The sequence below is a fragment of the Fructobacillus evanidus genome (genome assembly GCF_963580165.1).
GTDB classification, from domain to species: domain Bacteria; phylum Bacillota; class Bacilli; order Lactobacillales; family Lactobacillaceae; genus Fructobacillus; species Fructobacillus evanidus.
This window is the reverse complement of record NZ_CAUZLM010000002.1, coordinates 211,114-234,616: the sequence shown is the minus strand read 5'-3', so window position 1 is coordinate 234,616 and position 23,503 is coordinate 211,114. Positions and strand designations below refer to the sequence as shown.

25 protein-coding genes, 6 tRNA genes, 1 rRNA gene and 1 riboswitch are annotated in these 23,503 nt (G+C 43.2%); of the genes, 24 read left to right on the top strand and 8 right to left on the bottom strand.

Features of this window, described 5'->3' with window-relative positions; all coding sequences use genetic code 11:
* From rrf to AABI08_RS02465, 16 genes are all read left to right on the top strand, one after another.
* Positions 1 to 109, top strand: a 5S ribosomal RNA gene (gene rrf, locus AABI08_RS02540); the annotation flags it as partial.
* A gap of 36 nt (positions 110 to 145) precedes the next feature.
* Positions 146 to 236 (top strand) — tRNA-Ser (locus AABI08_RS02535).
* A gap of 4 nt (positions 237 to 240) precedes the next feature.
* Positions 241 to 313 (top strand) — tRNA-Val (locus AABI08_RS02530).
* Positions 314 to 417: 104 nt separating this feature from the next.
* Positions 418 to 491: transfer RNA gene (locus tag AABI08_RS02525), tRNA-Trp, on the top strand.
* A 2-nt stretch (positions 492 to 493) separates the two neighbouring features.
* Positions 494 to 566: transfer RNA gene (locus tag AABI08_RS02520), tRNA-His, on the top strand.
* 26 nt (positions 567 to 592) lie between these two features.
* Positions 593 to 676, top strand: a tRNA-Leu gene (locus AABI08_RS02515).
* A 135-nt stretch (positions 677 to 811) separates the two neighbouring features.
* Positions 812 to 1,528: a 16S rRNA (guanine(527)-N(7))-methyltransferase RsmG gene (gene rsmG / locus AABI08_RS02510; RefSeq protein WP_338343510.1), complete on the top strand. Its 717-nt coding sequence runs from the start codon at positions 812 to 814 to the stop codon at positions 1,526 to 1,528.
* A 19-nt stretch (positions 1,529 to 1,547) separates the two neighbouring features.
* The gene (locus AABI08_RS02505) at positions 1,548 to 2,306 is read left to right on the top strand and encodes a ParA family protein (RefSeq protein ID WP_338343509.1); all 759 of its coding nucleotides are present in this window, start codon (positions 1,548 to 1,550) and stop codon (positions 2,304 to 2,306) included.
* Positions 2,299 to 3,198, top strand: coding sequence for a ParB/RepB/Spo0J family partition protein (locus AABI08_RS02500; protein ID WP_059394242.1), 900 nt, complete (start codon positions 2,299 to 2,301; stop codon positions 3,196 to 3,198). Before AABI08_RS02505 ends, AABI08_RS02500 begins: the two co-directional genes overlap by 8 nt.
* 1 nt (position 3,199) lies before the next feature.
* Positions 3,200 to 3,403 carry a DUF951 domain-containing protein gene (locus AABI08_RS02495; RefSeq protein ID WP_047975534.1) on the top strand — a complete coding sequence of 68 codons (204 nt, stop codon included), beginning with the start codon at positions 3,200 to 3,202 and terminating at the stop codon, positions 3,401 to 3,403.
* 33 nt (positions 3,404 to 3,436) lie between these two features.
* Positions 3,437 to 4,537 carry a redox-regulated ATPase YchF gene (gene ychF, locus AABI08_RS02490; RefSeq protein ID WP_338343508.1) on the top strand — a complete coding sequence of 367 codons (1,101 nt, stop codon included), beginning with the start codon at positions 3,437 to 3,439 and terminating at the stop codon, positions 4,535 to 4,537.
* Between the two features lie 27 nt (positions 4,538 to 4,564).
* Complete coding sequence (locus tag AABI08_RS02485; RefSeq protein ID WP_338343507.1) at positions 4,565 to 5,272, top strand: DUF1129 family protein; 708 nt, start codon at positions 4,565 to 4,567, stop codon at positions 5,270 to 5,272.
* A gap of 3 nt (positions 5,273 to 5,275) precedes the next feature.
* The gene (locus tag AABI08_RS02480; RefSeq protein WP_047975531.1) at positions 5,276 to 5,965 is read left to right on the top strand and encodes a response regulator transcription factor; all 690 of its coding nucleotides are present in this window, start codon (positions 5,276 to 5,278) and stop codon (positions 5,963 to 5,965) included.
* A gap of 2 nt (positions 5,966 to 5,967) precedes the next feature.
* Positions 5,968 to 7,095, top strand: a complete 1,128-nt coding sequence (locus AABI08_RS02475) for a sensor histidine kinase (protein ID WP_338343506.1) — start codon at positions 5,968 to 5,970, stop codon at positions 7,093 to 7,095.
* Between the two features lie 4 nt (positions 7,096 to 7,099).
* Positions 7,100 to 8,425, top strand: a complete 1,326-nt coding sequence (locus tag AABI08_RS02470) for a D-alanyl-D-alanine carboxypeptidase family protein (RefSeq protein ID WP_338343505.1) — start codon at positions 7,100 to 7,102, stop codon at positions 8,423 to 8,425.
* 110 nt (positions 8,426 to 8,535) lie between these two features.
* Positions 8,536 to 9,879: a glucose-6-phosphate isomerase gene (locus tag AABI08_RS02465; RefSeq protein ID WP_168778020.1), complete on the top strand. Its 1,344-nt coding sequence runs from the start codon at positions 8,536 to 8,538 to the stop codon at positions 9,877 to 9,879.
* A gap of 120 nt (positions 9,880 to 9,999) precedes the next feature.
* On the opposite strand, the gene AABI08_RS02460 is transcribed toward AABI08_RS02465, so the two are convergent.
* A complete protein-coding gene (locus AABI08_RS02460) occupies positions 10,000 to 10,617 on the bottom strand; it encodes a GntR family transcriptional regulator (protein WP_338343503.1) in 618 nt (205 codons plus the stop codon).
* 170 nt (positions 10,618 to 10,787) lie between these two features.
* Here AABI08_RS02460 and AABI08_RS02455 point away from each other — a divergent pair, with 170 nt between their 5' ends.
* Positions 10,788 to 11,978 carry a quaternary amine ABC transporter ATP-binding protein gene (locus tag AABI08_RS02455; protein WP_338343502.1) on the top strand — a complete coding sequence of 397 codons (1,191 nt, stop codon included), beginning with the start codon at positions 10,788 to 10,790 and terminating at the stop codon, positions 11,976 to 11,978.
* Entirely contained in the window at positions 11,971 to 13,686 is a 1,716-nt protein-coding gene (locus AABI08_RS02450) for an ABC transporter permease/substrate binding protein (protein WP_338343501.1), read from the top strand. Before AABI08_RS02455 ends, AABI08_RS02450 begins: the two co-directional genes overlap by 8 nt.
* A gap of 126 nt (positions 13,687 to 13,812) precedes the next feature.
* Here AABI08_RS02450 and AABI08_RS02445 read toward each other — a convergent pair whose 3' ends face one another.
* Together AABI08_RS02445 and AABI08_RS02440 are read right to left on the bottom strand one after the other, a co-directional pair.
* Positions 13,813 to 15,039 (bottom strand): ABC transporter permease, encoded by a 1,227-nt coding sequence (locus tag AABI08_RS02445; protein ID WP_338343500.1) that lies wholly within the window; start codon positions 15,037 to 15,039, stop codon positions 13,813 to 13,815.
* Positions 15,032 to 15,928, bottom strand: coding sequence for an ABC transporter ATP-binding protein (locus AABI08_RS02440; protein ID WP_338343499.1), 897 nt, complete (start codon positions 15,926 to 15,928; stop codon positions 15,032 to 15,034). The genes AABI08_RS02445 and AABI08_RS02440 overlap by 8 nt, the downstream gene beginning before the upstream one ends.
* Before the next feature lie 374 nt (positions 15,929 to 16,302).
* On the opposite strand from AABI08_RS02440, the gene AABI08_RS02435 reads away from it, so the two are divergent.
* Positions 16,303 to 16,374, top strand: a tRNA-Glu gene (locus tag AABI08_RS02435).
* Between the two features lie 198 nt (positions 16,375 to 16,572).
* Here AABI08_RS02435 and AABI08_RS02430 read toward each other — a convergent pair.
* The 3 genes from AABI08_RS02430 to AABI08_RS02420 all read right to left on the bottom strand — a co-directional run bounded on the left by AABI08_RS02430 (position 16,573) and on the right by AABI08_RS02420 (position 17,578).
* Entirely contained in the window at positions 16,573 to 16,758 is a 186-nt protein-coding gene (locus AABI08_RS02430) for a hypothetical protein (RefSeq protein WP_338343498.1), read from the bottom strand.
* 177 nt (positions 16,759 to 16,935) lie between these two features.
* Positions 16,936 to 17,370, bottom strand: a complete 435-nt coding sequence (locus AABI08_RS02425) for a hypothetical protein (protein ID WP_338343497.1) — start codon at positions 17,368 to 17,370, stop codon at positions 16,936 to 16,938.
* Positions 17,363 to 17,578 carry a helix-turn-helix transcriptional regulator gene (locus tag AABI08_RS02420; RefSeq protein ID WP_338343496.1) on the bottom strand — a complete coding sequence of 72 codons (216 nt, stop codon included), beginning with the start codon at positions 17,576 to 17,578 and terminating at the stop codon, positions 17,363 to 17,365. Before AABI08_RS02420 ends, AABI08_RS02425 begins: the two co-directional genes overlap by 8 nt.
* A 581-nt stretch (positions 17,579 to 18,159) precedes the next feature.
* Between AABI08_RS02420 and AABI08_RS02415 the strand changes: the two genes are divergently transcribed.
* Both AABI08_RS02415 and AABI08_RS02410 read left to right on the top strand, forming a co-directional pair.
* Positions 18,160 to 19,722 carry an MFS transporter gene (locus tag AABI08_RS02415; protein WP_338343495.1) on the top strand — a complete coding sequence of 521 codons (1,563 nt, stop codon included), beginning with the start codon at positions 18,160 to 18,162 and terminating at the stop codon, positions 19,720 to 19,722.
* A gap of 205 nt (positions 19,723 to 19,927) precedes the next feature.
* Positions 19,928 to 20,197, top strand: coding sequence for an NINE protein (locus AABI08_RS02410; protein WP_338343494.1), 270 nt, complete (start codon positions 19,928 to 19,930; stop codon positions 20,195 to 20,197).
* 133 nt (positions 20,198 to 20,330) lie between these two features.
* Here AABI08_RS02410 and AABI08_RS02405 read toward each other — a convergent pair whose 3' ends face one another.
* On the bottom strand, positions 20,331 to 20,459 hold the full coding sequence (locus AABI08_RS02405) for a hypothetical protein (RefSeq protein ID WP_255360197.1): 129 nt from the start codon (positions 20,457 to 20,459) through the stop codon (positions 20,331 to 20,333).
* A 30-nt stretch (positions 20,460 to 20,489) separates the two neighbouring features.
* A complete protein-coding gene (locus tag AABI08_RS02400) occupies positions 20,490 to 20,639 on the bottom strand; it encodes a hypothetical protein (RefSeq protein ID WP_338343493.1) in 150 nt (49 codons plus the stop codon).
* Positions 20,640 to 20,836: 197 nt separating this feature from the next.
* Positions 20,837 to 20,926, top strand: a riboswitch (TPP riboswitch).
* A gap of 100 nt (positions 20,927 to 21,026) precedes the next feature.
* Between AABI08_RS02400 and AABI08_RS02395 the strand changes: the two genes are divergently transcribed.
* The 3 genes from AABI08_RS02395 to AABI08_RS02385 all read left to right on the top strand — a co-directional run bounded on the left by AABI08_RS02395 (position 21,027) and on the right by AABI08_RS02385 (position 23,463).
* Positions 21,027 to 21,779 (top strand): 3-oxoacyl-ACP reductase, encoded by a 753-nt coding sequence (locus AABI08_RS02395; RefSeq protein WP_338344170.1) that lies wholly within the window; start codon positions 21,027 to 21,029, stop codon positions 21,777 to 21,779.
* Positions 21,780 to 21,947: 168 nt separating this feature from the next.
* Positions 21,948 to 22,700 carry a hypothetical protein gene (locus AABI08_RS02390; protein ID WP_338343491.1) on the top strand — a complete coding sequence of 251 codons (753 nt, stop codon included), beginning with the start codon at positions 21,948 to 21,950 and terminating at the stop codon, positions 22,698 to 22,700.
* A gap of 199 nt (positions 22,701 to 22,899) precedes the next feature.
* A complete protein-coding gene (locus AABI08_RS02385; RefSeq protein ID WP_338344168.1) occupies positions 22,900 to 23,463 on the top strand; it encodes a hypothetical protein in 564 nt (187 codons plus the stop codon).
* Positions 23,464 to 23,503: the final 40 nt, after the last annotated feature.

The window sequence follows — 23,503 nt, the reverse complement described above, 5'->3', positions numbered from 1 at the left end:
TGATGGCATAGAGGAACCACCTGTACCCATCTCGAACACAGAAGTTAAGCTCTATAGCGCCGAAAGTAGTTGCCGGAACGCTGGCTGCGAGGATAGGACGACGCGATGCCGTACATATTATATTGAAAACAAAAGAGAGTTTTCCGGAGAGGTGTCCGAGTCAGGCTTAAGGAGCACGGTTGGAAACCGTGTAAGCGGTGGAAGCTGCTTCGAGGGTTCGAATCCCTTTCTCTCCATTTTGGACGATTAGCTCAGCTGGGAGAGCACCTGCCTTACAAGCAGGGGGTCACAGGTTCGATCCCTGTATCGTCCATTAAGCTACGCCCTCTTTTTTGTTTTCAAACATGAGTTAGAGTAACCTTGTGGGGTGCAAGTCCTCATCATGTTATTTCGGCGATAGCTGATTGTTAATACCTTAGGGATATAGTTTAATGGTAGAATAGCGGTCTCCAAAACCGTTGATGGGGGTTCGATTCCCTCTATCCCTGCCATGGCGGTAGTGGTGAAGTGGTTAACACACTGGTTTGTGGATCCAGCATGCGAGGGTTCGATCCCCTTCTACCGCCCTAATAAAGTATTTATACTTTATATTGCCCTTGTGGCGGAATTGGCAGACGCGCTGGACTCAAAATCCAGTGGTGGCAACACCGTGTGGGTTCGACTCCCACCGAGGGCATAACGAAAAACCTGGACTTTTGTCCAGGTTTTTTCTTTGGATAAAAAGCGGGTGAAACCTTGAATTTTCCCCGTTTTTTAGGTATTCTTGTTAAGAGTAAACTAGGCGAAATAGGACCTGGTTTGGAGGATAATTTTGAACCAAGAAGCATTTTTAAAGAGCCTAAAGGAAGCTGGCATAACACTGTCAGATCAACAAATTAACCAGTTCGATCGTTATTTTTCCTTGTTGGTTGAGACGAATAAGGAATTCAATTTAACGGCGATTACGGACCATGATGAGGTTTATTTAAAGCACTTTTATGATTCACTGACTTTGGCTTTTTACCAACCAGCATTAAAGGTTGCTGAACCAACCTTGATTGATATTGGATCTGGTGCTGGATTTCCAGCGATTCCTTTAAAAATCGCTTTACCAAACTTAAAGGTGACACTGGTTGATTCATTGAATAAGCGGGTTAACTTTTTAAAAACTGTTGTTGCAGATCTTGGTTTAGAAAATGTAACTGTTTTGCACGGTCGTGCTGAAGACTTCGGTCAAGAGCCAAAAATGCGTGAAAGCTTTGATTATGCAACCGCCCGAGCTGTTGCTCGGACAGCGGTTTTAGCTGAGTACACATTACCGTTTGTGAAACTTGGTGGGCAACTTCTAGTGATGAAGGGGTCTGCTGGTGAAGATGAATTGAGGGCCGGGAAAAAGGCTCTGCAAACACTTGGTGGTCAATTAAAGGAAAGCTTTACTTTCACATTGCCAAATCAGGATCCACGAATGATTCAAATTATCGATAAGGTACAAAAGACACCAAAGAAGTATCCAAGACAGGCGGGTACTCCTAGCAAAAAGCCATTATAAAAGAAAAAGGAGCCAGCAGATGGCAAAGATTATTGCTTTAGCCAACCAAAAGGGTGGGGTTGGCAAGACAACGACAAGTATTAACCTGGGTGCTGCCTTGGCGAAGGCTGGTAAGAAGGTTTTGTTGGTTGATGCCGATCCACAGGGGAATGCAACCTCTGGTGTTGGTGTTGACAAATCAGAATTAGAAAAAGATGTTTATGAAGTTTTAATTAACGGCGTTGCTGCCCAGGAGGCCATTGTCAAAGCGGATACCCTGGACATTTTACCAACCACGATTCAACTGTCAGAAAGTGAAGTGCAGTTAGTCGATCTTCCTCGACGGGAATTTCGTTTAAAGGATGCGCTGGCACCGCTGGCCGACCAATATGACTATATTTTGATTGATAATCCGCCTTCATTAGGACTGTTAACAATTAACTCCTTCACAGCTGCAGATGCAGTTTTAATTCCCGTTCAAACCGAATTTTACGCTTTGGAAGGATTGGGACAATTGCTGAATACGATTGAACTTGTCCGCCAAGGTCTGAATCCTGATTTGGAAATGGCCGGAATCTTATTGACGATGTTTGATACCCGGACTAATTTAGCAAAACAGGTTTCTGAGCAAGTACGAACATACTTTGAAGACCGGGTTTACCACACGGTCATTCCGCGGACTGTTCGTTTGTCAGAGGCACCATCTTACGGCCAGGCGATTATTGATTTTGATCCAAAATCACTCGGTGCGCGGGTGTATACCGAATTTGCGAAGGAGGTCATGGCGCAATATGGTTAATAAAAAAGGTGGCTTGGGTAAAAACATGGATTCGCTCTTTGGATCCAATGGCATCTCAAAGGAAGCTTTGGCCCATTCCAAAACAATTAGCCGCAACCCGGAGGCGGGGGAAAAAGTAGTTTCGATTCCCTTAGACCAAATTGAAGCCAATCCGTTTCAACCACGGTTGCACTTCGATGAAGAATCAATCAAAGAGCTGGCTCAGTCAATTAAAGAAAATGGCCTGTTGACGCCAATTATTGTTCGTCAAAGCGGTGCCAAGTATCAAATTATTGCTGGTGAACGTCGTTTCCGCGCAACGAAGACGTTGCCGGTGAAGGAAATTACTGCGATTGTTCGGGCAACCAACGACGATACAATGGCGACGTTGGCGTTGATTGAAAACTTGCAACGCGATAACTTGGACCCAATTGAAGAGTCACGGGCCTATGCTAATTTGATGGCCCAGTTGGATTTAAATCAAACCCAACTGGCCGAAAAGTTAGGTAAAGAACGGACCACGATTGCCAACGCTTTGCGGTTGTTAAAGTTACCAAATCAGGTCCAAGACCTGGTTCAAGCTGGTGAGCTTTCAATGGGGCAAGCCCGTGCCTTACTTGGCTTGGAAAAAGAAGGCCAGATGAATGCGGTTGTTCAAACAATTTTGAAAGAACAGTTGAATGTTCGTCAGGTCGAAGCACTGGTCAAGAAGGTCAACGCTGGGGACCAAAAGCCGGCTAAAAAGGCTGAATCACCGTTTGCTAAAGATTTAGCAAATCGATTAGAAGATAAATTTGGAACAAAGGTCAAGGTCAACACCGGTTCAAAGGGTGCTGGAAAGATTGAAATCGCCTATCTTTCAGAACAAGACCTGGCTCGAATCTTAAGTATTTTGTCAATTGAGGTAGACTAAGATGGCGCAATCAATTGAATACGGTCTGGGCGACCTAGTTGAAATGAAGAAGCCCCATGCTTGCGGAACGAACGCATGGGTGGTGAACCGCCTCGGGGCTGATATTAAAATTACCTGTTCAAACTGTAACCGGACCATCATGTTAACCCGGTTTAACTTTGAAAAACGCTTGAAAAAAGTCTTAAAAAAGGCCGAAGAAGATTAATCTTTACGGTCCAAGACGAAAGGATAAACAGACATGGCTTTAACAGCTGGAATCGTTGGACTGCCTAACGTTGGTAAGTCAACACTTTTTAATGCAATCACAAAGGCTGGTGCGGAAATGGCCAATTACCCATTTGCCACCATCGAACCAAACGTTGGGATTGTTGAAGTACCAGATGATCGCTTAGCTCGCATTCAAGAAATTGAACCAGCTGATAAGATTATTCCAACAACATTTGAATTTACCGACATCGCCGGTATCGTAAAGGGTGCTTCTAAGGGTGAAGGACTTGGAAATAAGTTCTTGGAGAACATCCGCCAAGTGAACGCCATCGTTCACGTTGTTCGTGCCTTTGATGACGATGAAATCATCCACGTTAACGGTAAGGTTGATCCACTTGATGATATCGATACCATTAATACCGAATTGGTCCTAGCTGATTTGGAAGCGGTTGATAAGCGCTATGCTAAGGTTGCTCGCGCTGCCAAGGGATCTGATAAGGCTGCCAAGGCAGAAGCTGCTGTTTTGGAAAAGATTAAGCCTGTCTTGGAAGCTGGTAAGGCTGTGCGGACGATTGACTTCTCAGAAGAAGAAGAAAAGGTCGTGAAGAGTTTGTTCTTGTTGACATCAAAGCCAACGCTTTATGTGGCTAATATCGCAGAAGACGACATGGCTGATCCAACGAACTCACCTTACTACCAAAAAATTAAGGATTTCGCTGATTCCGAAAAGGCAGAAGTGATTGCTTTGTCAGCGAATGCAGAAGAAGAAATTGCACAACTAGACGATGACGAAAAGGCCGATTATTTGGAATTGGCTGGTGTTCAGGAGCCTGGTTTGAACAAGCTGATTCGCTCTGCTTACCACTTATTAGACTTGCGGACATTCTTTACCGCTGGTGGTAAAGAAACGCGTGCATGGACCTTTAAGGCTGGATACAAGGCACCTCAGGCTGCTGGCGTTATCCATTCTGACTTTGAACGTGGGTTTATCCGAGCAGAAACGATTGCCTTTGCTGATTTGGATGAATACGGTTCTGTTAAGGCCGTTAAAGAAGCTGGTAAGTTGCGATCAGAAGGAAAAGATTACGACGTTCAGGACGGCGATATTATCGAATTCCGTTTCAACGTATAATACATTTAAAGGACGAAAGACAGTAAGATGACTCAAGTAGATTCCCAATTAAGCAAGAAGAATCAAGACTTTATTTTCCGATTTAAAAAGGGCTTGGCGGAAACTGATAAGCTAACTGACGAGCGCAAGGAAGAAATTGTACAAACAGTTTCTGAAAAGCTTTACGTCGGTCAAAAGGCCGGCAAGACAGCTGTGCAGATGTATGGGTCACCGGCTCAACTTTTGCAACAGTATTTGAATCCCCGTCGTTTAGCTAAGAAGTTCCACGATTATTCCTTTACATTCTTGGCCACTGATACGGCCTTGGTCTTGGTCATGTTCTTGTCTGGCTTTTTCGCCGTTACGATGAGCTTTGGCAAGAGCTCAAGCGAAAGCCAGGGAATCGGCGTTGTCTCGATGCTCTTGCTGTCATTCTGGGGTGGTGCTATTTATACCTTGGCAATGCAACGCTTGGTGCCTAATCCAAAGGAGAAGAACCCTAAGAAGAAGATGCCAACTTGGTTGTTGTTAATCATTGTTGCTATTCTTTGGGTTGCCGGTGTCACGGCCTTCATGTTTATTCCGACAGTAGTTAACCCAAGCTTGCCACTCTTTGGTAATGTGCTGGTCTTGGCTTTGGCTTGGTTGGCATACCTGTTGAACCGTAAGCACGCTGGATTGGAGCACGGTGGTATTTTGGCCATCTCAAAGTTGTCCCAGCAAGCTCGGGTAGATGAGGCAAATCAGAAGGAGTAAGGGATGAAAATCTTAGTTGTCGACGACGATCAAGAAATCGCTGAATTATTAGAAATTTACTTGAAAAACGAAGGCTACGAACCCGTGATTGCGCAAGATGGGAAAGAAGCCCTTTCAAAGTTAAATACTAACCCGGATGTTGCTTTAATGGTATTGGACATTATGATGCCCAATATGTCTGGTTTAGAGGTGTTGAAGGCTGTTCGCAAGGACACACATATTCCAATTTTGATGCTTTCGGCTAAGTCTTCTGATATGGATAAGATTCAGGGACTGATTTCCGGAGCCGATGACTACGTCACAAAACCCTTTAATCCTCTGGAAGTGATGGCGCGGATTCGTTCGCTTTTGCGGCGGTCTCAAAACATGGTCCAAGAGCAAAAGCCGGATGTCTTGTCGGTGGCCTCTTTGGTTATTAACAAGGATTCTCACGAGGTGAAGACCACCAGTGGTGATCTGGTGAATTTAACTGCCTTAGAATTTGGGATTTTATACCTTTTGGCCTCTCATCCAAACCGCGTTTTCTCTGCGGATGATATCTTTGAGCGCGTTTGGCAACAGGAATCCGTTGTTTCTGCTAAGACGGTCATGGTGCACGTTTCCCATTTGCGTGATAAATTAGAAGAAGCAACACATGGTGACCAGGTTATCCAGACTGTCTGGGGTGTTGGTTACAAGATTGAAGTGAGCTAATCATGGTCAAGAAAAGTACAATTCTGGCACAAACCGTTTTGTCATTAATTTTGGCCACCTTGACCTCGTTTGGCCTTGCTTGGGCGCTGGCCTTTGACCTCTTAAAAGACAAAATGAATTGGTCAGCTCGGGAAAGCTGGCCTTTTTTTTACATAGTTTGGCTACTATTATTGATGATATGGTTGATTCACCTGTGGCGGCGTAGCCGTGAACGGCTGTTGTTGCTAAACCTGACGAAGCAGCTATACAGTCTTGCCAATCATCCTGACCTTGATTACAAATCGGCTGGTGATGATGAGTCGGATTTGCCTGAAAATCAGGAAAAGCGGCAGTTACCGACCTATAGCAACCAAGCCCGACAGTTAACGGCCTTGGTCGACCGTGTGGTGGCCGAGTTCAATTTGGCCCATGAAGAGCAGTTAGCTGTTGAAAAATCGAAGGATGAGATGATGACCAACATCTCTCATGACCTACGGACACCGCTCACGGCGATTATTGGGTACCTGGGCTTAGTAGTGGCGCCTAACTCTCCCTTGTCTGAGGAAGACCAGGCGAAATATTTAAAAACGGCCTATCATAAGTCCAACCAGATGAAAACACTGGTTGAAGACCTCTTTGAGTTTGCCAAGTTGCAAACAACGCAGGTAAGCCTGAATATCACTGATTTTTCGCTCGGCGACCTCTTTGATCAGGTCCTAGCGAACTATGCCATGGAGGCAGAAAATCGGCACCTGCGCTTTGCGACTAATTTGGACCCACGTGTGATTGTGATGGCTGGTGACTCGGACAAATTAGCCCGGGTTTTGATTAACTTGGTGGAAAACGCATTGAAATATGGTCAAGGCGCTAGTTTTATTAAATTAACTGGTCAGGTCAAGGAAAATGGCTTGGTGGAAATTAGGGTCATTAATGATGGTCCTGCCATTCCAGCTAGTTCGGCCAACCATATTTTTGAGCGCTTTTATCGAGTGGAAGAATCGCGCAACAACAAGACTGGTGGTACGGGCCTAGGTCTCGCCATCGTGAAAGGCATTATTGACCAGCACAACGGTCAAGTAAAAGTCGAATCAGATGAGACGGCCACGGCATTCGTCATGACCCTCCCGCTGAAACAAGTGAAAGAAGAATAGAGTTATGAGTGAAAAGCCAATGTATCGGTTACAGGCCGCCAACAGAAAGAAAAAGCGGGGGCGGTTTTGGGTTATCCTGATTGCCATCCTCGTCTTGGTGCTGGCCTTGCTGGGTGCGGGTCTATATTTCTTGACACCAGATGACGTCAAATCATCAATTCAGTCAACCAAAGACCAACCGGTAAGTTTAAATGTTGATGCCACTTCGGCCGTGGTGATCGATTTGACATCCGGCCAAGTTTTGGGGGAAAAGGATGCGAATAAGCAAGCGCCAATTGCTTCTGAGAGTAAAATGTTGGTGGCCTATGGCATCTTGAAAGCCATTGAAAATAACCAATTGAAATGGGCTGACCAGGTAACAGTGCAGGCGAATGCTGATCTTTCGGCACAAAATGCGGATGCCATTTCGCATTTGAATATGAAGACGGGCGATAAGCTTTCGGTGCGCGACTTGTATTGGGCGATGTTTACTAATTCGGCCAATGATGCGGCATTAACCCTAACAGCCGCCTTAACCAAGCCGGGACAAACGGCGCAACAAACCCTTGAATCTTTGGCCAGTGACCTGAACTTAAAGGGAACTGCCTGGTATAATGGTGCCGGTTTGACGAACGGCGACTCTTATAATAATAACGAGGTTACTTCCGCTTCTGATTCGGCAGCAAACCATGCATCAGCGATGCAGGTTGCTGAAATTGCCAAAAAGATTATGACCATGGATCCGACCTTGAAGACGGTGACGGCTAGTCCAACGATTACCTATACAAAAAACAAGACCGTTAAGGTGACGGAAACTTCTGATTTTGGGCAAGCATTTGCCAACATTGTCAAAGGTTTGGATAATGAAAACGGACTGAAAATCCTTGGTCTGAAGACGGGCTCAACGCCAGAAGCGGGTGCTTGTTTCACGGGTTATGTGGTTGACCAACAGGGACATGAGTTCTTGACAGTTGTTAACAATGCCGCCGATTATACAGATACCAAGCAACGGTTCCAAACGACAATTGATATGGTTAACCAGGTCTTGGCTAAGAAGAAGGCTCATACCTATGCTACAGGTAAGCAACTGACGAACCACAAGACTGTTGGTGTTGATGGGGAGAGTAAATCAGTTGCCGTACAAGTAGCAGCAAGCAAGACCTACTGGACCAGTCCGAAAAAGTCATTAAAGATTCAGTCATTAAAGGATTTGAAGTCTCGTCCCGATGAAAAGAGTACTGACGTGGTGACTTATGCCAAACCGGAATTGAAGGCCACTTTCTTGCCAGGTCTTTCAGACACGGATAAGGAAATTCCTTTACAAGTTGTAACGGCAACGACTAAAAAATAGTTTAAAAAAAGTTTGCCTAATTTTTAGTCACAGCGTTAACATTACCGTAAAGAGTGCTATAATAAAAACAGTGAAAGCGTTTACTTTCCGGACAGAAAGGGGTATTCTTCATGGCAGCAATCCATTTTGATTCGAACGGTTTACAGAACTTCGTTGCAGACAACGAATTAGATGAAATTAAGGATCAGGTGCGTTTTGCGCATCAGACATTGGTGAACAAAACCGGTGCGGGGGCTGATTTTACCGATTGGTTCCACTGGGCATCGAGCCAAGACCAAGCTAGCTTGGCGCCAATTCATCAGGCGGCGGACGCAATTAAAAAGAATTCGAAAGTTTTGGTAGTCATTGGAATTGGTGGTTCTTATTTGGGATCACGAATGGCCATCGACTTTTTGAAGTCACCTTGGCATAACGAATTAGTCCAGGGCGATGAGGTAAAGGTATACTTTGCCGGTAATGCGATGTCACCAATGGCTTTGGATGAATTGGACCGAGTAATTGGGGACCAAGATTTCTCTGTTAATGTGATTTCAAAATCAGGAACTACGACGGAACCTGCCGTTGCTTTCCGTTTCTTTAAGCAACGCTTGGTAGCCAAGTACGGTGAAGAGGGTGCTAAGGAACGTATCGTGGCAACCACAGATGCTAAGAAGGGTGCCTTGAAGAACGAAGCAACCGCTGAAGGATACCAAACCTTGGTTATCCCTGATGGCATTGGTGGCCGATTCTCCGTTTTGTCAGCCGTTGGCTTGTTGCCAATGGCCGTTGCCGGCATTAATATTGAAAATGTTTTGGCCGGTGCAGCTGAAGCCGAAAAGACTTACAGTAGCGATGATGTCCATGAAAACCCGGCCTTAGCCTATGCGGCTTACCGTCGGATTCTTTACGACAAGGGATATACAACCGAAATTTTGGCTAACTGGGAACCATCTCTGCAATATTTGTCAGAGTGGTGGAAGCAGTTGATGGGTGAATCAGAAGGAAAGAACCAAAAGGGTATTTATCCTTCATCAGCCAACTACTCAACTGATTTGCATTCTCTTGGTCAATATATCCAAGAAGGTCGTCGCGACCTCTTTGAGACGGTTGTTCGTATTGACCATTCAAAGCACGATTTGCCAATCCCTAAGACTGGTGATAACGAAGATGGCTTACTTTATTTGGAAGGAAAGTCATTGGAAGAAGTCAATAAAACTGCTGCAACTGGCGTTGTTTTGGCCCATGTGGATGGCGGTGTGCCAAACTTGGCTGTTCACTTGGATCGTCAAGATGAAGCTGGTTTGGGCGAATTAATTTACTTCTTTGAATTAGCTGTGGGTGTTTCAGGTTACCTCTTTAACATCAACCCATTCAACCAACCAGGTGTTGAAGCTTACAAGACGGCTATGTTTGCCCTTTTGGATAAGCCTGGCTATGAAGAACAAAGTAAGGTCTACCACGACCGGTTAAAGTAAGACAAAATAAAAACTAGAAACCAAATTCGCGCATGGGTGCGAAGGGGTTTCTAGTTTTTTTGTCTAATTGGTGCGTTACTATTCAATAGCTAATAGCTGATTTTTAAAGAGAATGCTTTGTTAAACAGCAAAGAATTGGTGGATGGCTTCAACCGTTTTATCGGAGCCAACAAAGTAAATCGTGTCACCGGGAAGAATATTAGCATAAGGACCGGGTGACAAGATGATTTCGTCTTCGTGGAGAATGGCGATAATCGTTGCTCCAGTATTTTGCCAAATGTTCAAAGAACCAATCGATTGGTTGAGCATCGGTGAGTCGGCTTCAGGAATAAATTCGTAGGGCGACATAGGATTATTTTTGCGCACTCGTTGGGTCTGGTCCAATAGGAGTGAGAAGGCCTCGTCTAAATTAGCTAAGTCCTCTTTTTGCTTGGCAATTAGGCTTTTAATTTCGCCATGAGTGGTTTGCAGGTCACGACTTTCCTTTGCCTGATCAAGAAATTCGCGGGCCTTTTCTCGAGACAGGACTTCAACGCCAGAACCGTGAACGGGCTTGACAATATCAAGATCGGCTAAGACTGAAATCGCCTTGCGGGCGGTTTCAGCTGAAACGCCAAAGGTTGCGGCTAAAGTTGACCGAGCATGGAGCTTTTCGCCAACGAGAAATTGTTTATTAACGATGTGCTCAGCGATTTCCTGAGCGATTTGGTGATAACGAGGTTCTTTAACTTTCGGCATAACCGGCGTCCTTTAAAAAGAATTAGTGAATAAATATTCTAATTTGACAAAAGTGACCACTAGTGTATGATAGTAGAGTGGTCACTATTGACCACCGCTAAAAACCACGACGGTGGTCACTTATCTAGTTTATTTTAAATGAGCAGGATAGTCAACTCATAGGAGGGTTTATGCCAAAAGTTCAGATTAAGCATTTAACCAAAATCTTTGGAAAGCGCCAAAAGGCCGCTTTGAAGATGGTTGAAGAAAATAAATCTAAGAACGAAATCTTTGAAAAGACTGGCTCAACGGTTGGTGTTTACGACATTAACCTTGATGTAAATGAGGGCGAAATATTCGTCATCATGGGGCTTTCAGGTTCCGGGAAATCAACGTTAATTCGTTTGCTGAACCGGCTGATTGAGCCAACCAGTGGGGAAATCTTTTTGGATGGGAAAAACATTACTCATTACAACAAGAAAGAAATGCTGGATATTCGTCGGAAGAAAATGTCGATGGTCTTCCAGAATTTCGCTTTATTCCCACACCGGACCATTCTGGAAAACACAGAATTTGGTTTGGAAATCCAAGGTGTGCCAGCAGCAGAACGGCGCGAACGTGCCGAAAAGGCCTTGGAAAACTCAAAACTTTTGTCCTTTAAGGACCAGTATCCTTCACAGCTTTCTGGAGGGATGCAGCAACGAGTTGGTTTGTCACGGGCATTAACGAATGACCCCGACATTCTCTTGATGGATGAGGCTTTCTCTGCCTTGGATCCATTGGTTCGACACGAAATGCAAGACGAACTTTTGGACTTGCAGGCAACAGTGAAGAAAACCATTATTTTCATCACCCACGACCTGAACGAAGCTTTGCGTTTGGGTGACCGGATTGCCATCATGAAGGATGGTCAGTTGCAACAAATCGGTACTGGAGAAGAAATTTTGACTAATCCAGCTAACGATTATGTTGAAAGCTTCGTTGAAGATGTTGATCGTTCAAAGGTTTTGAATGCGGAATCAATCATGATTCCTGGATTGACGGTTAACGCCGATACTGATGGGCCAAACGTTGCCTTGCACCGCATGTCGGAAGAGGAAGTTTCTGGTATGGTTGCTGTCGATAGCAATCGTAAATTTGTTGGGTATGTCACTTCTGATGCGGCAGTAGCTGCTCGTCGCGAAAAGACGACTTTGCGTGAAGCGATTACGGCCATGCCAACGGTAACGCCCGACACGGTTGTTTCGGATATTTTACCAATCATTTATGATGCCCACACACCTGTGGCTGTTGTTGATGAAAATCAGAAGCTCCACGGCATTATCATTCGTGGTGCCGTCATTGAAGCGTTAGCCCAAACGGAAGGAGACAATAATGATTAATTTATTATCAGTTGCCAAACTCCCACTCGATTCCTGGGTAACCGATGGAGTTAACTGGTTGACAAAGAATCTGTCTGGGTTCTTTACCGCCATTCAAAATGGTGGTTCATCCACGATGGATGGCATTACGAATTTCTTAACAGCGATTCCAATGCCAATTTTTATCATCGCCTTGGCGTTGATCTCATGGTTATTGACGCCTAAGAAATATGGTCAACCACTCTTTATTTTGCTTGGTTTGGCTTTGGTTGCTAACCAAGGATTGTGGTCTGATTTGATGCAGACCCTGACACTGGTCTTAATGGCCTCGGTCGTTTCTTTGGTTATCGGAATTCCAATGGGAATTTGGACGGCCAAGTCGCCAAAAGCCTACATGGTGATTAAGCCCATTTTGGACTTCATGCAGACCATGCCAGCCTTTGTCTATTTGATTCCGGCCGTTGCCTTCTTTGGTATCGGAGTTGTACCTGGGGCCTTCGCCTCTGTCATCTTCGCCTTGCCACCAGTAGTGAACTTTACTTATCTTGGTTTGCAACAGGTGCCAACTGATTTGGTCGAAGCTGCTGACTCATTCGGGGCAACGACTTGGCAAAAGTTGTTCAAGTTGGAATTGCCAAATGCAAAGAACACCATTATTGCCGGTGCTAAGCAAACCATTATGTTGGCCTTGTCAATGGTTGTGACGGCTTCGATGATTGGTGCACCAGGACTTGGTCGTGGTGTCTTGTCAGCCGTCCAACACGCTGATGTTGGTTCAGGATTCGTTAATGGAATCGCCTTGGTTATCTTGGCCATTATCATTGACCGTTTTGTGCAACGAATGAACACGGAACCCGTTTCCGCACCTAAGTTGCCAAAGTGGCGTAAATTAGCTACTTGGGCAATGCTGGCAGTGATTGCTATTGCTGGAATTGCCGGCAGCATCACTGCTCACCAAGCCTCAGGAAAGAAAGTTAACATTGGTTATGTTGAATGGGATTCTGAAGTTGCCTCAACGAACGTCTTGGCTGAAGCAATGCGTCAGCACGGTTATGATGTGACGATTACGCCACTTGATAACGCTGTGAACTGGCAGTCAGTTGCTAACAAGCAAACCGATGCCACTGTCTCAGCTTGGTTGCCAAATACGCACAAGGCTTTGTACGCTAAGTATAAGAATGATGTTGATTTGCTTGGCCCTAATTTGACTGGTGTTAAGTTAGGTTTGGTTGTACCAGACTATATGAATGTCAACTCAATTGCTGATTTGACAAATCAGGCCAACAAGACCATCACGGGTATTGAACCTGGTGCCGGTGTTATGGCTGCCGCACAAAAGACGATTGATTCTTACGGTAACCTTTCTGGTTGGAACTTGCAGGCGTCATCATCTGGTGCCATGGTTTCAGCCTTGGATAAGGCCTACAAGGCTAAGCAGCCAATCGTCTTGACTGGTTGGTCACCACACTGGATGTTCAACAAGTATAAGTTGAAGTACTTAGCTGATCCAAAGGGAACGATGGGCTCACAAGAATCAATTAATACTGTTGTTCGTAAGAATTTGAAGCAAACGAACCCTGATGTCTATAAGGTGATGAAGAAGTTCCACTGGACGAAGGAAGACATGCAGACAGTGATGCTTGATATCCAAAACGGTAAGACGCCTACAAAGGCTGCCGATGACTGGATTAGCTCGCACAAGTCACAAGTCAACGCTTGGTTTAAGTAACAATATTAGTGTCGTTTGACTCCGGTCTGATGGCAAATTAAAAGCGACCCGAAGTAATCAATTTGATTACTTGGGTCGCTTTTTGTGTGCGCTGTTACTGGGGGGCGGTGAAGCTAATTTGACCGCTTAAGAGCGTTTAAAGGAGGCTAAGAGTTGCTTTAAGATATTTTCATCCGAGTATGACAAAACGTTCTTAGCGTAGAGCTTTTGTCCGTATTGAGCCAGGGCCACGAGGGCAATTAGCGAAATGGTCAGTGACAGAAGAGCCTGCCACCAGTTAACGTATTGGTTGGCGAGGAGGCTGGGCATCGTTGATTGCGACATGAAGGGGATGTAAGCAAAAATTCGAACGACGACGTTATTGCCACCGTTTGAGGCGGATGCTAGTCCAACAACGTAGGGAATCATGGCCAGGGTGGTCACGGGAACCATGGCCTGAGAAACCTGCGAGTTGTCGTTGACTAACGAAGCCGCAATGGCTGCCAAAATTAGGTAAAGGCCAGTGGCTACGATGATGTATACCAACGTGTAAATCAGAAAAGCCGGGGTCAGGGCGGTTAGGTAGGAAAGCGCCTGTTTCACCACCGTAATTTGTTGACCAAAAAGGTTCGCTCCTACCCCGAGCACGACATAGGAAAGCAGCTGGGTAACCAAGAGACCGGTAATACCAAGGAGTTTGCCAAAGTATTGCGCCTGGGCTGATGAAGCCGCTAGCAGGGTTTCCATAATTCGTGATGACTTCTCGTTAGCAATTTCATTACCGATTAAGGAAGAATAGGTCGAAACAATCAGCAAGACGATAATCGTGACAGCAACCGAGATGGCTGCCTTTGCATCCTGGTTATTATCGGTGTTCTGTTGATTATTGGATTGGTTTTGGACCGTTGTTTTGAGACTAAAGGGGGTCATCAATGCTGCAGTTTGTCTTTCAGTCAGACCATAATTTTCAGCTTGTGTGGTCAAGAAAAGTTTACTGAGGACCGCTTGTAATTGATCCTTATCAATTTTTGGTGCTTTTTGCTGGGTGACTAATGTGCCTTGACCATCATTTAGGGTCAGGATGCCATCGATTGTCTGCTTTTTCAAGGCCGATTGAGCGGATTGTTCATCGGTGATTGATGAGACCTTGATGTTCATCTTGCTGGCCGATTGGCTAATGGCTTCACGACTGGTACTGGGACCGATGATAGCTACCTTTGCTGGTTGGTCGTTTGAGAAGTAACTAATACCAAAGCCAAGGAGGGCTGCAGCAGCGATTAAAAGAATCGGTGAAATTATTAACCACCAGAAAGATTTTTTCTTGAGGCGGGTGAGATAAGTATGCTTGGCAACTAGGAGTGTGGGATTAGTCATTGGTGCTGACCTCCGTTTTAAAGATTTCGGCCAGGGTTGGTGGCTGTTGTGAGAAGGCGGGGATGTAGCCATTGCTGGTTACCGCCTCAAAAATTTGTCGTCCAGCTGCTTCATAGGCAAGTGTCAGCATATAGCCGCTATCTTTGGGCTCGGCGTGAATGACCCCGGCCATCGCCAGGTAGTCTGATTTCGTCAAATGAGGGGCCTCAACATAGAGGCGGGTCCGGCCAAAGGACTCACGAATGGCCTGAACGGGCCCCTGAAGGACGGTTCGACCTTTTTTGAGCATCAGTAATTGATCCGAGATTTGGCTAACGTTGTCCATATTATGCGATGAAAAAATAATCATGGCACCGCGGGCTTTGAGACGCTTAATTTCGTCCATAAAAATGGCAGCATTGACGGGATCTAAGCCTGAGAAGGGCTCATCAAGGATGATAAATTCTGGCTCAAAAATCAGCGCCATAATCATTTGAATTTTCTGGGCATTCCCCTTTGATAGGGACTGAACCAAGTCACTGGGCTCGCCGACGACTTGTAAGCGGTCCATCCAGTCTCTAAGGGCAGCCTTAGCGGCCTTCTTCTCCATACCGTGAAGTTGGGCCAGGTAGACGACCTGTTCTTCAACTGTCTGCTTTTGATAGAGACCACGTTCTTCGGGTAAGAAGCCTATTTTCCTACGTAAATTGTCGTCGATTGGGTGGTTATCCCAGGCAATGGTGCCATCATCTGCCTGGATAAAGTCCAAAATCATCCGAAAAGTCGTGGTTTTGCCGGCACCATTTTGTCCGATTAGTCCGAGAACTTCACCTGGTTGGAGGGTAAAGGAGAGGTCGGAAACGGCTTGGTGGCTGCCGAATGCTTTTGATAGGTGGGAAATGGTAATCATGATATGCTCCTAACATACATGAGTCAAATGGATGAAGAGAGTTTGATGCTTGTGTTGACTAATGATGTTTGTCCGCCGCTTGAGGGACAGCTATTTATTAGTTAGCGCAAAAAAATCAGAATTCATCATTTGCTCGAATACCCTCATTATCTCACAGTTTGTCTCTGGGTTCGAACCTGATGAAGGCGAGCGTTGAAGATGGTTAAAATGGGTATTGCGTGCGGGCTGACATGCCGGCTAGACTTATAAACAACTAGAAGGAATGATTATTCTTTCTGTCAGCATTTATAATAGTTAACTTAATTAGAAAGAACAAAAAAACTAATTGACTAGTAGTCAATAATCTAGTAAACTATTTAAGTATTGTTGACCATGGCCCCATGGTCAAGTGGTTAAGACGTCGCGTTCTCAGCGCGGAATCGAGGGTTCGACTCCCTCTGGGGCTATAACGAAGAAAAAAGGCATTCCGAAGGGATGTCTTTTTTCTATCTCTTATCGATTGTAGTGTTGCCACAGACCGTCATCACTTATTAAAGTCGCTCAACCATGCGATTTGGCTATTTTTTGTGCATAATGGATTTGGCATAAAACTTGATATAAAAAGTTTTATTTCTTATTGAGGTTAAAAAAGAGCCAGTAATGATTTAGCTTATATAGATAGCATTTATAAGCAGGATAATAGCGCCTAAAATAAAAATCAAAGAGCCCCAGATAAGTTGGGAAATTACACTTCTGTCGCCGAAGTAAAGCCTTAATAGAGGTGCAATGCTACCAAAAATAAGAATAATAATACCAATAAATACGAGTGCTAATCCAATAATTGCGAACATGTTTTTCTCCTTTAAAATTTAAAATAAGTTTTTGAAGCGGACAAGCCCCATAGTGGGATTTTTTAGTTTTTCTTATTGTATCGTAATGCTATTAATTCTTGTCCATCGTTTTTATTCATTTTTTCTGAGGCTATAAATGTTTTTCTTTTGGTGACAGTCGGTGGACCTTTTCGGTTCTTATTGATCGTAACGATTCCAAAGAAAATAGTATTGGATGTTTGGTAAAAAGAGTGCTAATGTGCACCAAGCGGTCGCCAAAAAGATTTTAAATTCTGAAGTAACGCTGTCCGAGAAGACGTTGGCGAGGACTCCAAAACCGAATCCGATAATCAGATAATAGGAAACAAAGATTTTGCTGTGGACCTTGAAAGCAATGTTCTTTTCCCGTTCATCTTCAATGAAATAAAAAGGATCATACTGATTAGTCACCTTTATACCATATTTTTTTGGTAAATATAGGCTTGGGTAGGCTGAAATGATAAGAGCAAGTAACAGAAGTAAATAGGCTTGTGACCACTGCAAGAAAGTACCAAGTAATCCTGCCACTAAAATTGTGTGCCAGATAAGGTTAATCAAAAAGGTAAAGCGAATAATCTTTTGCGTCTTAGTCATTTTCTTTCTCCTGCGTCTGTTCGTGAATGAATAATTCTTGCACCGTCGTCTGTAAAATTGCGGCTAAATTAAAGGCAAGTTCTAATGAAGGGTCGTACTTGTTGTTTTCAATGGCATTGATTGTTTGCCGAGTAACATGGGTGAGCTGGGCTAATTCATCTTGTGATAGTTTTAGTGCTTTTCGTCGATTGTGAATGTGATTTTCCATCTTATGCTCCATTTATGTAAAAAGTATTTTACAAAGATAGTAAAACATATTTTACATTTCGTGTCCAGCCAACTTGACTAACTATGAGAGTGATTGAGAAAAATAAATTTAGTGAGCTACTTAGTTTTTACATTCTCACTCAAATAAATTTTAAAAAACTTGTCAAATGACACTTTTTTCGTTAAACTATAAATCTAGTCGATAAATCTTATTTATTGACGTAATCAGAAAAAGGCTTTAGCTTATGTATGATTTGTTGAATGAGCTGTTTTTAGCGAATGCTAGAAACACATTCAGAAATCATCTTTTTTTTTGCTTTCATTTCGATAAAAGCAATCAGGAGATGAAACTTGTTCGGTTGATTTTTAATAAATTAGCCGTCGGATTCATTTGTTAAAGCAATATGAAAGTGAAAAGGCCGCAAAAAATTTACTTTCGAAAATGATTACGTGAATACGAATTGGAGTAGTTGGGCTGCTCTAATAATAAGATTTATTCAACAAATCATCATGAAGTGATTCATTGTTAATGACATTAGCCGTTCTGATTACTTGTTACTTGTATCGGAAAGGAATTACAAAATGAGTAATACAGTAAAAAGTAATTCAAGGAAATGGTGGGCATTATTTGCCCTATCCTTGGGTGTCTTTATGAGTTTGTTAGACGTAACCATTGTGAATGTTGCTTTGCCAATTATGGCTGAAAGTTTTCAGACCAACTTTAGCAACGTTCAATGGGTGATTAGTGCCTATACAATTTCTTATGCGGTGGTCATCTTGATTGTTGCAAAATTAGGTGATATGTATGGCCGTAAACGAATCTATTTAATTAGTATGGTGATTTTCGTGTTGGCTTCAGCCATTAATGGCTTAGCACCATCACTACTGATTTTAAATATTGGTCGAGTGATTCAAGCATTTGGTGGCGCAGGCTTAATGAGTTTAGCGCTAGCATTGGTTGCTTCCTTGTTTGATGGAAAAGAACGGGGGATGGCCTTAGGTATTTTAGGATCGGTGATGGGCATTTCAACCGTTTCAGGTCCTTTAATTGGTGGTATTTTATCAGAATCGTTTGGCTGGCCATCAATCTTTTATGTGAACATTCCAATTGGTATATTGGCGGGAATTTTAGTTTATTTCACAACAAAGGAGACGCCTAAGTATGGTGAAGGTCAGAAAATTGATTTTTGGGGAATGATCTTATCATCGACAGCCATTTTTTCTGCTGTTTATGGGTTAATCCAAAAGGAAAATCACGCCCAATTATCGTGGCTTAATCCACAGATTGCCTTTTGGTTAATGGCGGCTGTTGTGCTGTTAGTACTATTTATCATCGTTGAATCTAGAATCGAAAAGCCGATGATGGCTTTATCTCTGTTCAAAAATAAAAATTTTGTTGGTTCTATTATTGTTGCCTTTGCCTTGGGATCAGGCGTTTATGCGATGCAAATTTTCATCACATCAATGATGGAAAATGCGCTGTCATATGCAGCCTTTGAAACCGGGTTACGTCAGGTACCGATGACGATTTGGAGTTTGATTTTAGGGCCAGTTGCCGGCTACTTAACTAACAAGTTTTCAAATCGTCGGACCATTGCGATTAATTTATTAGTGGGTGCTGTCGGTCTACTACTCTTTGCTAATGCCATGACAACTCAGCTTTCATATCAGGAACTGATTTTGCCATTGATTTTGCTGGGAGTATCAAACGGGCTTGTCAATCCATTATTGAATAATGCAGCACTAGCGGATGCAAAACCGGATGAAATTGGCATGGTGTCTGGCTTAGTCAATGTCTTTATGCAGTTAGGAACATCATTTGGGGTCGTAATCCTAGGATTGTCTCAGAGTAAGGCATATGACAGTCATCTGCATACCTTCTTCAATTCGCTTGATGTCCACTTAGCAAGCATTGAAAAGATCAAAAATCAGTTATTGGCAGAAGGACCTTTTTCAAGTCATGGCATAATCTCACAAGATATAAAAGCGCCAATGGCTATTGTGAGTGATCTTCGGCATGCGACTTCGCAAGCATTTTACGCAGGAATGAACAGTGTGATGTTGGTTTCGGCGTCTATTTTGACGGTTGCCGCCGTCCTAGCATTTTTCTTGTTAAAAGATGGCCAAGCTGCTAAAAATAAGTAGTTGTTATTCATCTTAATTTGAGCCTCAGAATGTTGATAATATTCTGGGGCTTTTCTTATGTCTATTTCCCGTTATGCTGTGTGGCTGATTTATGAAAACATCGTATTCAAAACGACATCCTCTCTGTAAATAAAGTAAAATAAATGATAGAATTGTAGTTGGATATTCTCAATCAGATTACTTGAAACATAAGGAGAAAAAATATATGGATACTGTATATGACGGCAATGCAAAAATTAACACTGTGAACAAGCATGTTTTTGTTTGGGTTTGCAACTTTTTGGTTGGTGGCTTTGGTGTTGATCGCTTTATTCGGGGACAAATCGGTTTAGGTTTGTTCAAGCTTTTCATCGGTTCATGGATTACTTTGGGCATTTGGCCCTTTGTTGATTTTGTGATTGCGCTTGTAAAAGCTTATGGATCAAACAACCATAGCAATGAATTAACATTTATTAATGGTCGTTACGCTAACTAAGAGTTACTTTTTCAAGGAAGATAACTGACTGACACTACTAATAAAACCCAGCGTTATTGAACGGTGGGCTTTATTTTTTATTTGATGTTGTTAAAGCAGGCCAATTCAATACTGATTTGGTATTAGTAGTAATTTAGCCTAGCAGGGCAACGTACCCAACCATGCTCAGCACGGCAATGATGCCGATAATAATGAACCATGGGCGTGTGTAGAGCGTGTCTCGTGGTTGTTGATCTTCGTTTTCTTTGTTTTTATCGTTCATCAGGTTATTTTCCTTTCATACAAAATCAGATTACTTATATAGAATAATGGCGCGATAGGTGAGTGACCAAGGTGAAATCGACAGCACTTCGTAGTCTTGGGCTTCTAGATTGCTGATAGCGGCATTTAAATTTTGTTCAAAGCCTCTAGAGGTGCTCGCACTAATGACTTTTGTTTTCATAGGTTCCCCTCCGTTCTTTCAATCAACTCTCTATCCCCATTGTAAGTAAAGCGATTCATTTTTCAATGATGAGAGCTGATTTTTTATGAAATTTAAAGGATTTGGGCTGGCATATCAGTCATTATTAAGCCGTTAAATGTTTGATTTTAAAATCAGTCTAAAATATGGTTGATGGCTGATTTCATATGGTAAAATATAAGCAACGCTAGGGGCGTCGATTTGACTGAGAAGAACCCTTTGAACCTGAACTAGTTAGTACTAGCGGAGGAAAGTGTCATTGCTAATGATTTTTTAGTGGTGCTTTCTATCTAGAAAGCACCTTTTTATTTGCAGCAAACGGCATAAGGTCAGTCACTGAGATGCCTTTCTAAAAGGAAAGGTAGAGGAATGTCGAAAACAGTTTTGATTACGGGAAGTAGCCGAGGCCTGGGAGCAGAAATTTCACGCACTTTCGCGAAAGATGGATTCCAAGTGGTGATTAATTATTATCACAGTCAAGAGAAGGCCGAAGAATTGGTAGCAGAAATTGGACAGGACCGCGCTATGGCTATTCAAGCTGATGTCCGGAATCGGGCCGAGGTTGATCAAATGGTGCAACAAGCCGTTGCTAAATTTGGTTCACTTGACACGGTTGTGAACAACGCCCTCATCAATTTTAAATTTGATCCCGTGGCACAGAAGCTCTTTAAGGATTTGACTTGGGATTCTTATCAGGAGCAAATCGATGGTACATTGAAGGGAGCCTTTAATGTGACGCAAAGTGCTTTACCACAAATGATGGCGCAAAAAGCTGGTCAAGTGGTTAATATCGGGACTAATTTATTCCAAAATCCCGTTGTGGCTTACCATGAATACACCACGGCCAAGGCTGCCATGATTGGTTTTACCCGCAATTTGGCAGTTGAATTGGGCGAATTTGGCATCAACGTCAATATGGTTTCGGGTGGTCTTTTGCAGACAACGGATGCTAGTGCGGTCACAACACCGGAAGTGTTCGACTACATCAAGCAAACAACGCCGTTGCGAAAAGTGACGGAACCAAGTGATGTTGCCAAGGCTGTCCTCTTTCTCGGTAGTGATCAGGGTCGGGGACTGACGGCACAAAACGTGACGGTTGACGGCGGTTTGACAATGAACTAATTTGAACAAATTTGGCAATGTCCAAGACGGGCATTGTTTTTTATTTGGCAAAATGAAAACAAAGTGTAATAGATTAATTAGAATCATTAGCGTTAAAATCAGGAGTAAATGTTACTGTTGGCAGACTGCTGGCCATCAAATAACAGTTTTTAGAGAGAAGGCATAACGATGGTTATTATTGGTTTGATTGCAATTGTGCTGATTGGCATTTGGTTTTCTTTTTGGCTTTCGATGAAAATTATCGAAATGCTGCCATATCTGATTTTGCTTTATATTGCCCTGAACATTTTGAACTTTGTTTTGGATCACAAGACGGGAATTTTATTGACTGTTCTGGTAATTGCGGCGATTCTGATTTTTGGCTGGATCTATGGTTCGCGGCACTCAGATGATGAAGCTGATGTGGAGCAGGTAGGTGATGATCATACTGCAGAAATTAGCCCAACAGTAATCGACACTGCGCATGATGAAACCCCAATGGAACCAATTGCCATTACTCAGTCAGTTGAACTGACACCGGCTGAACGGCGTGACCAAGCTTGGCAAAATTTTCAAGAAAATCATCCGTTAAACCTGGGGGATGGTCTGTTTATTGATACAAAAAATGAACAAATGTTTCTTGATTTAGGTGATGCCGAGGAGCGGGGACGGAAATACTTGCTAGAAAATTTTTCTGCCGTGCAGGAATACAAGATTCGAGAAGAAACGGCGGAAACTAAGGTGATTGGCGTTCATTTTACGGATATGGGCCGGTACAACTTTGCTGATATTGAATTAAGTAAGGCTACCAATGATGTTTTGGGGACTAGCCCAGCCGACTATTTTGAAGGCATTTTAGCGCAACAAGTTTCATCTCTGCATCCGGATGTTAGTTCTCTCCAGAGTGATGATCAGCCAGGAATTGCGGGGACGAGTGACTAATTGACGTGCGCTTTATTTTGATGGGCGAACATAAGTTCAATAAATTGTTATCAGAATGATAGACAAACTGACAACAAGAGAGTTAAACTAATGGAGTTAGTTACCGGCCTTGTTTAAAATAGCCGGCACAAATCTATTAGGTCCAGTTGAACATCAGGTCTATAAAGGTCCTGATTTTTGATTGTTTGGGAGAGTTAGAATGTTTTTCTTGGTTTCATTGACTATTATTGGTTTGCTTCTTTTGACTGCAATTGTGAAGGGACACCATTTAGCGCAACGCCGTCGAGTTCTTCGGGCAGTGTTACACCATGAGGTTAACCAAGCGTTGGCTGAACAAAACCAAATGGCTGATGATTCTTTTGATTTTGATGTTCATACACCAAAAGAGGTTCATGACTATCTAAAGAAGCAATTCGAGGATGAAAATGCTTTAAACCTTGGTGACGGCCTCTTTATCGACGTGAAGACGGAGTATCTGTTTTACGATTTGGACCATGCTGATGCTGACGGCAACCTTTACTTTTTTGAGAACTTTGATGAAATCGAGCACTACAAGGTCGTAGAAGAGACTAAAGACACCAAGACTATTGCAGCAAACTTTTTAGATTTTGATGATGGTGATTTTGTTCATACGACTTTAAGCCGGCGGGAAAACCCCGTGATTGGAACAAGTCCAGCCGATTACTTTGAAAAATTGTTGAAGAAATGCGTGAAGCAAAATCGACAGGCCTACCAGGATTACTTGGTGAGCCAGGTGCGATAACGGTGTTATTATATCCCCGCTTAATCTATTCACGTTACAA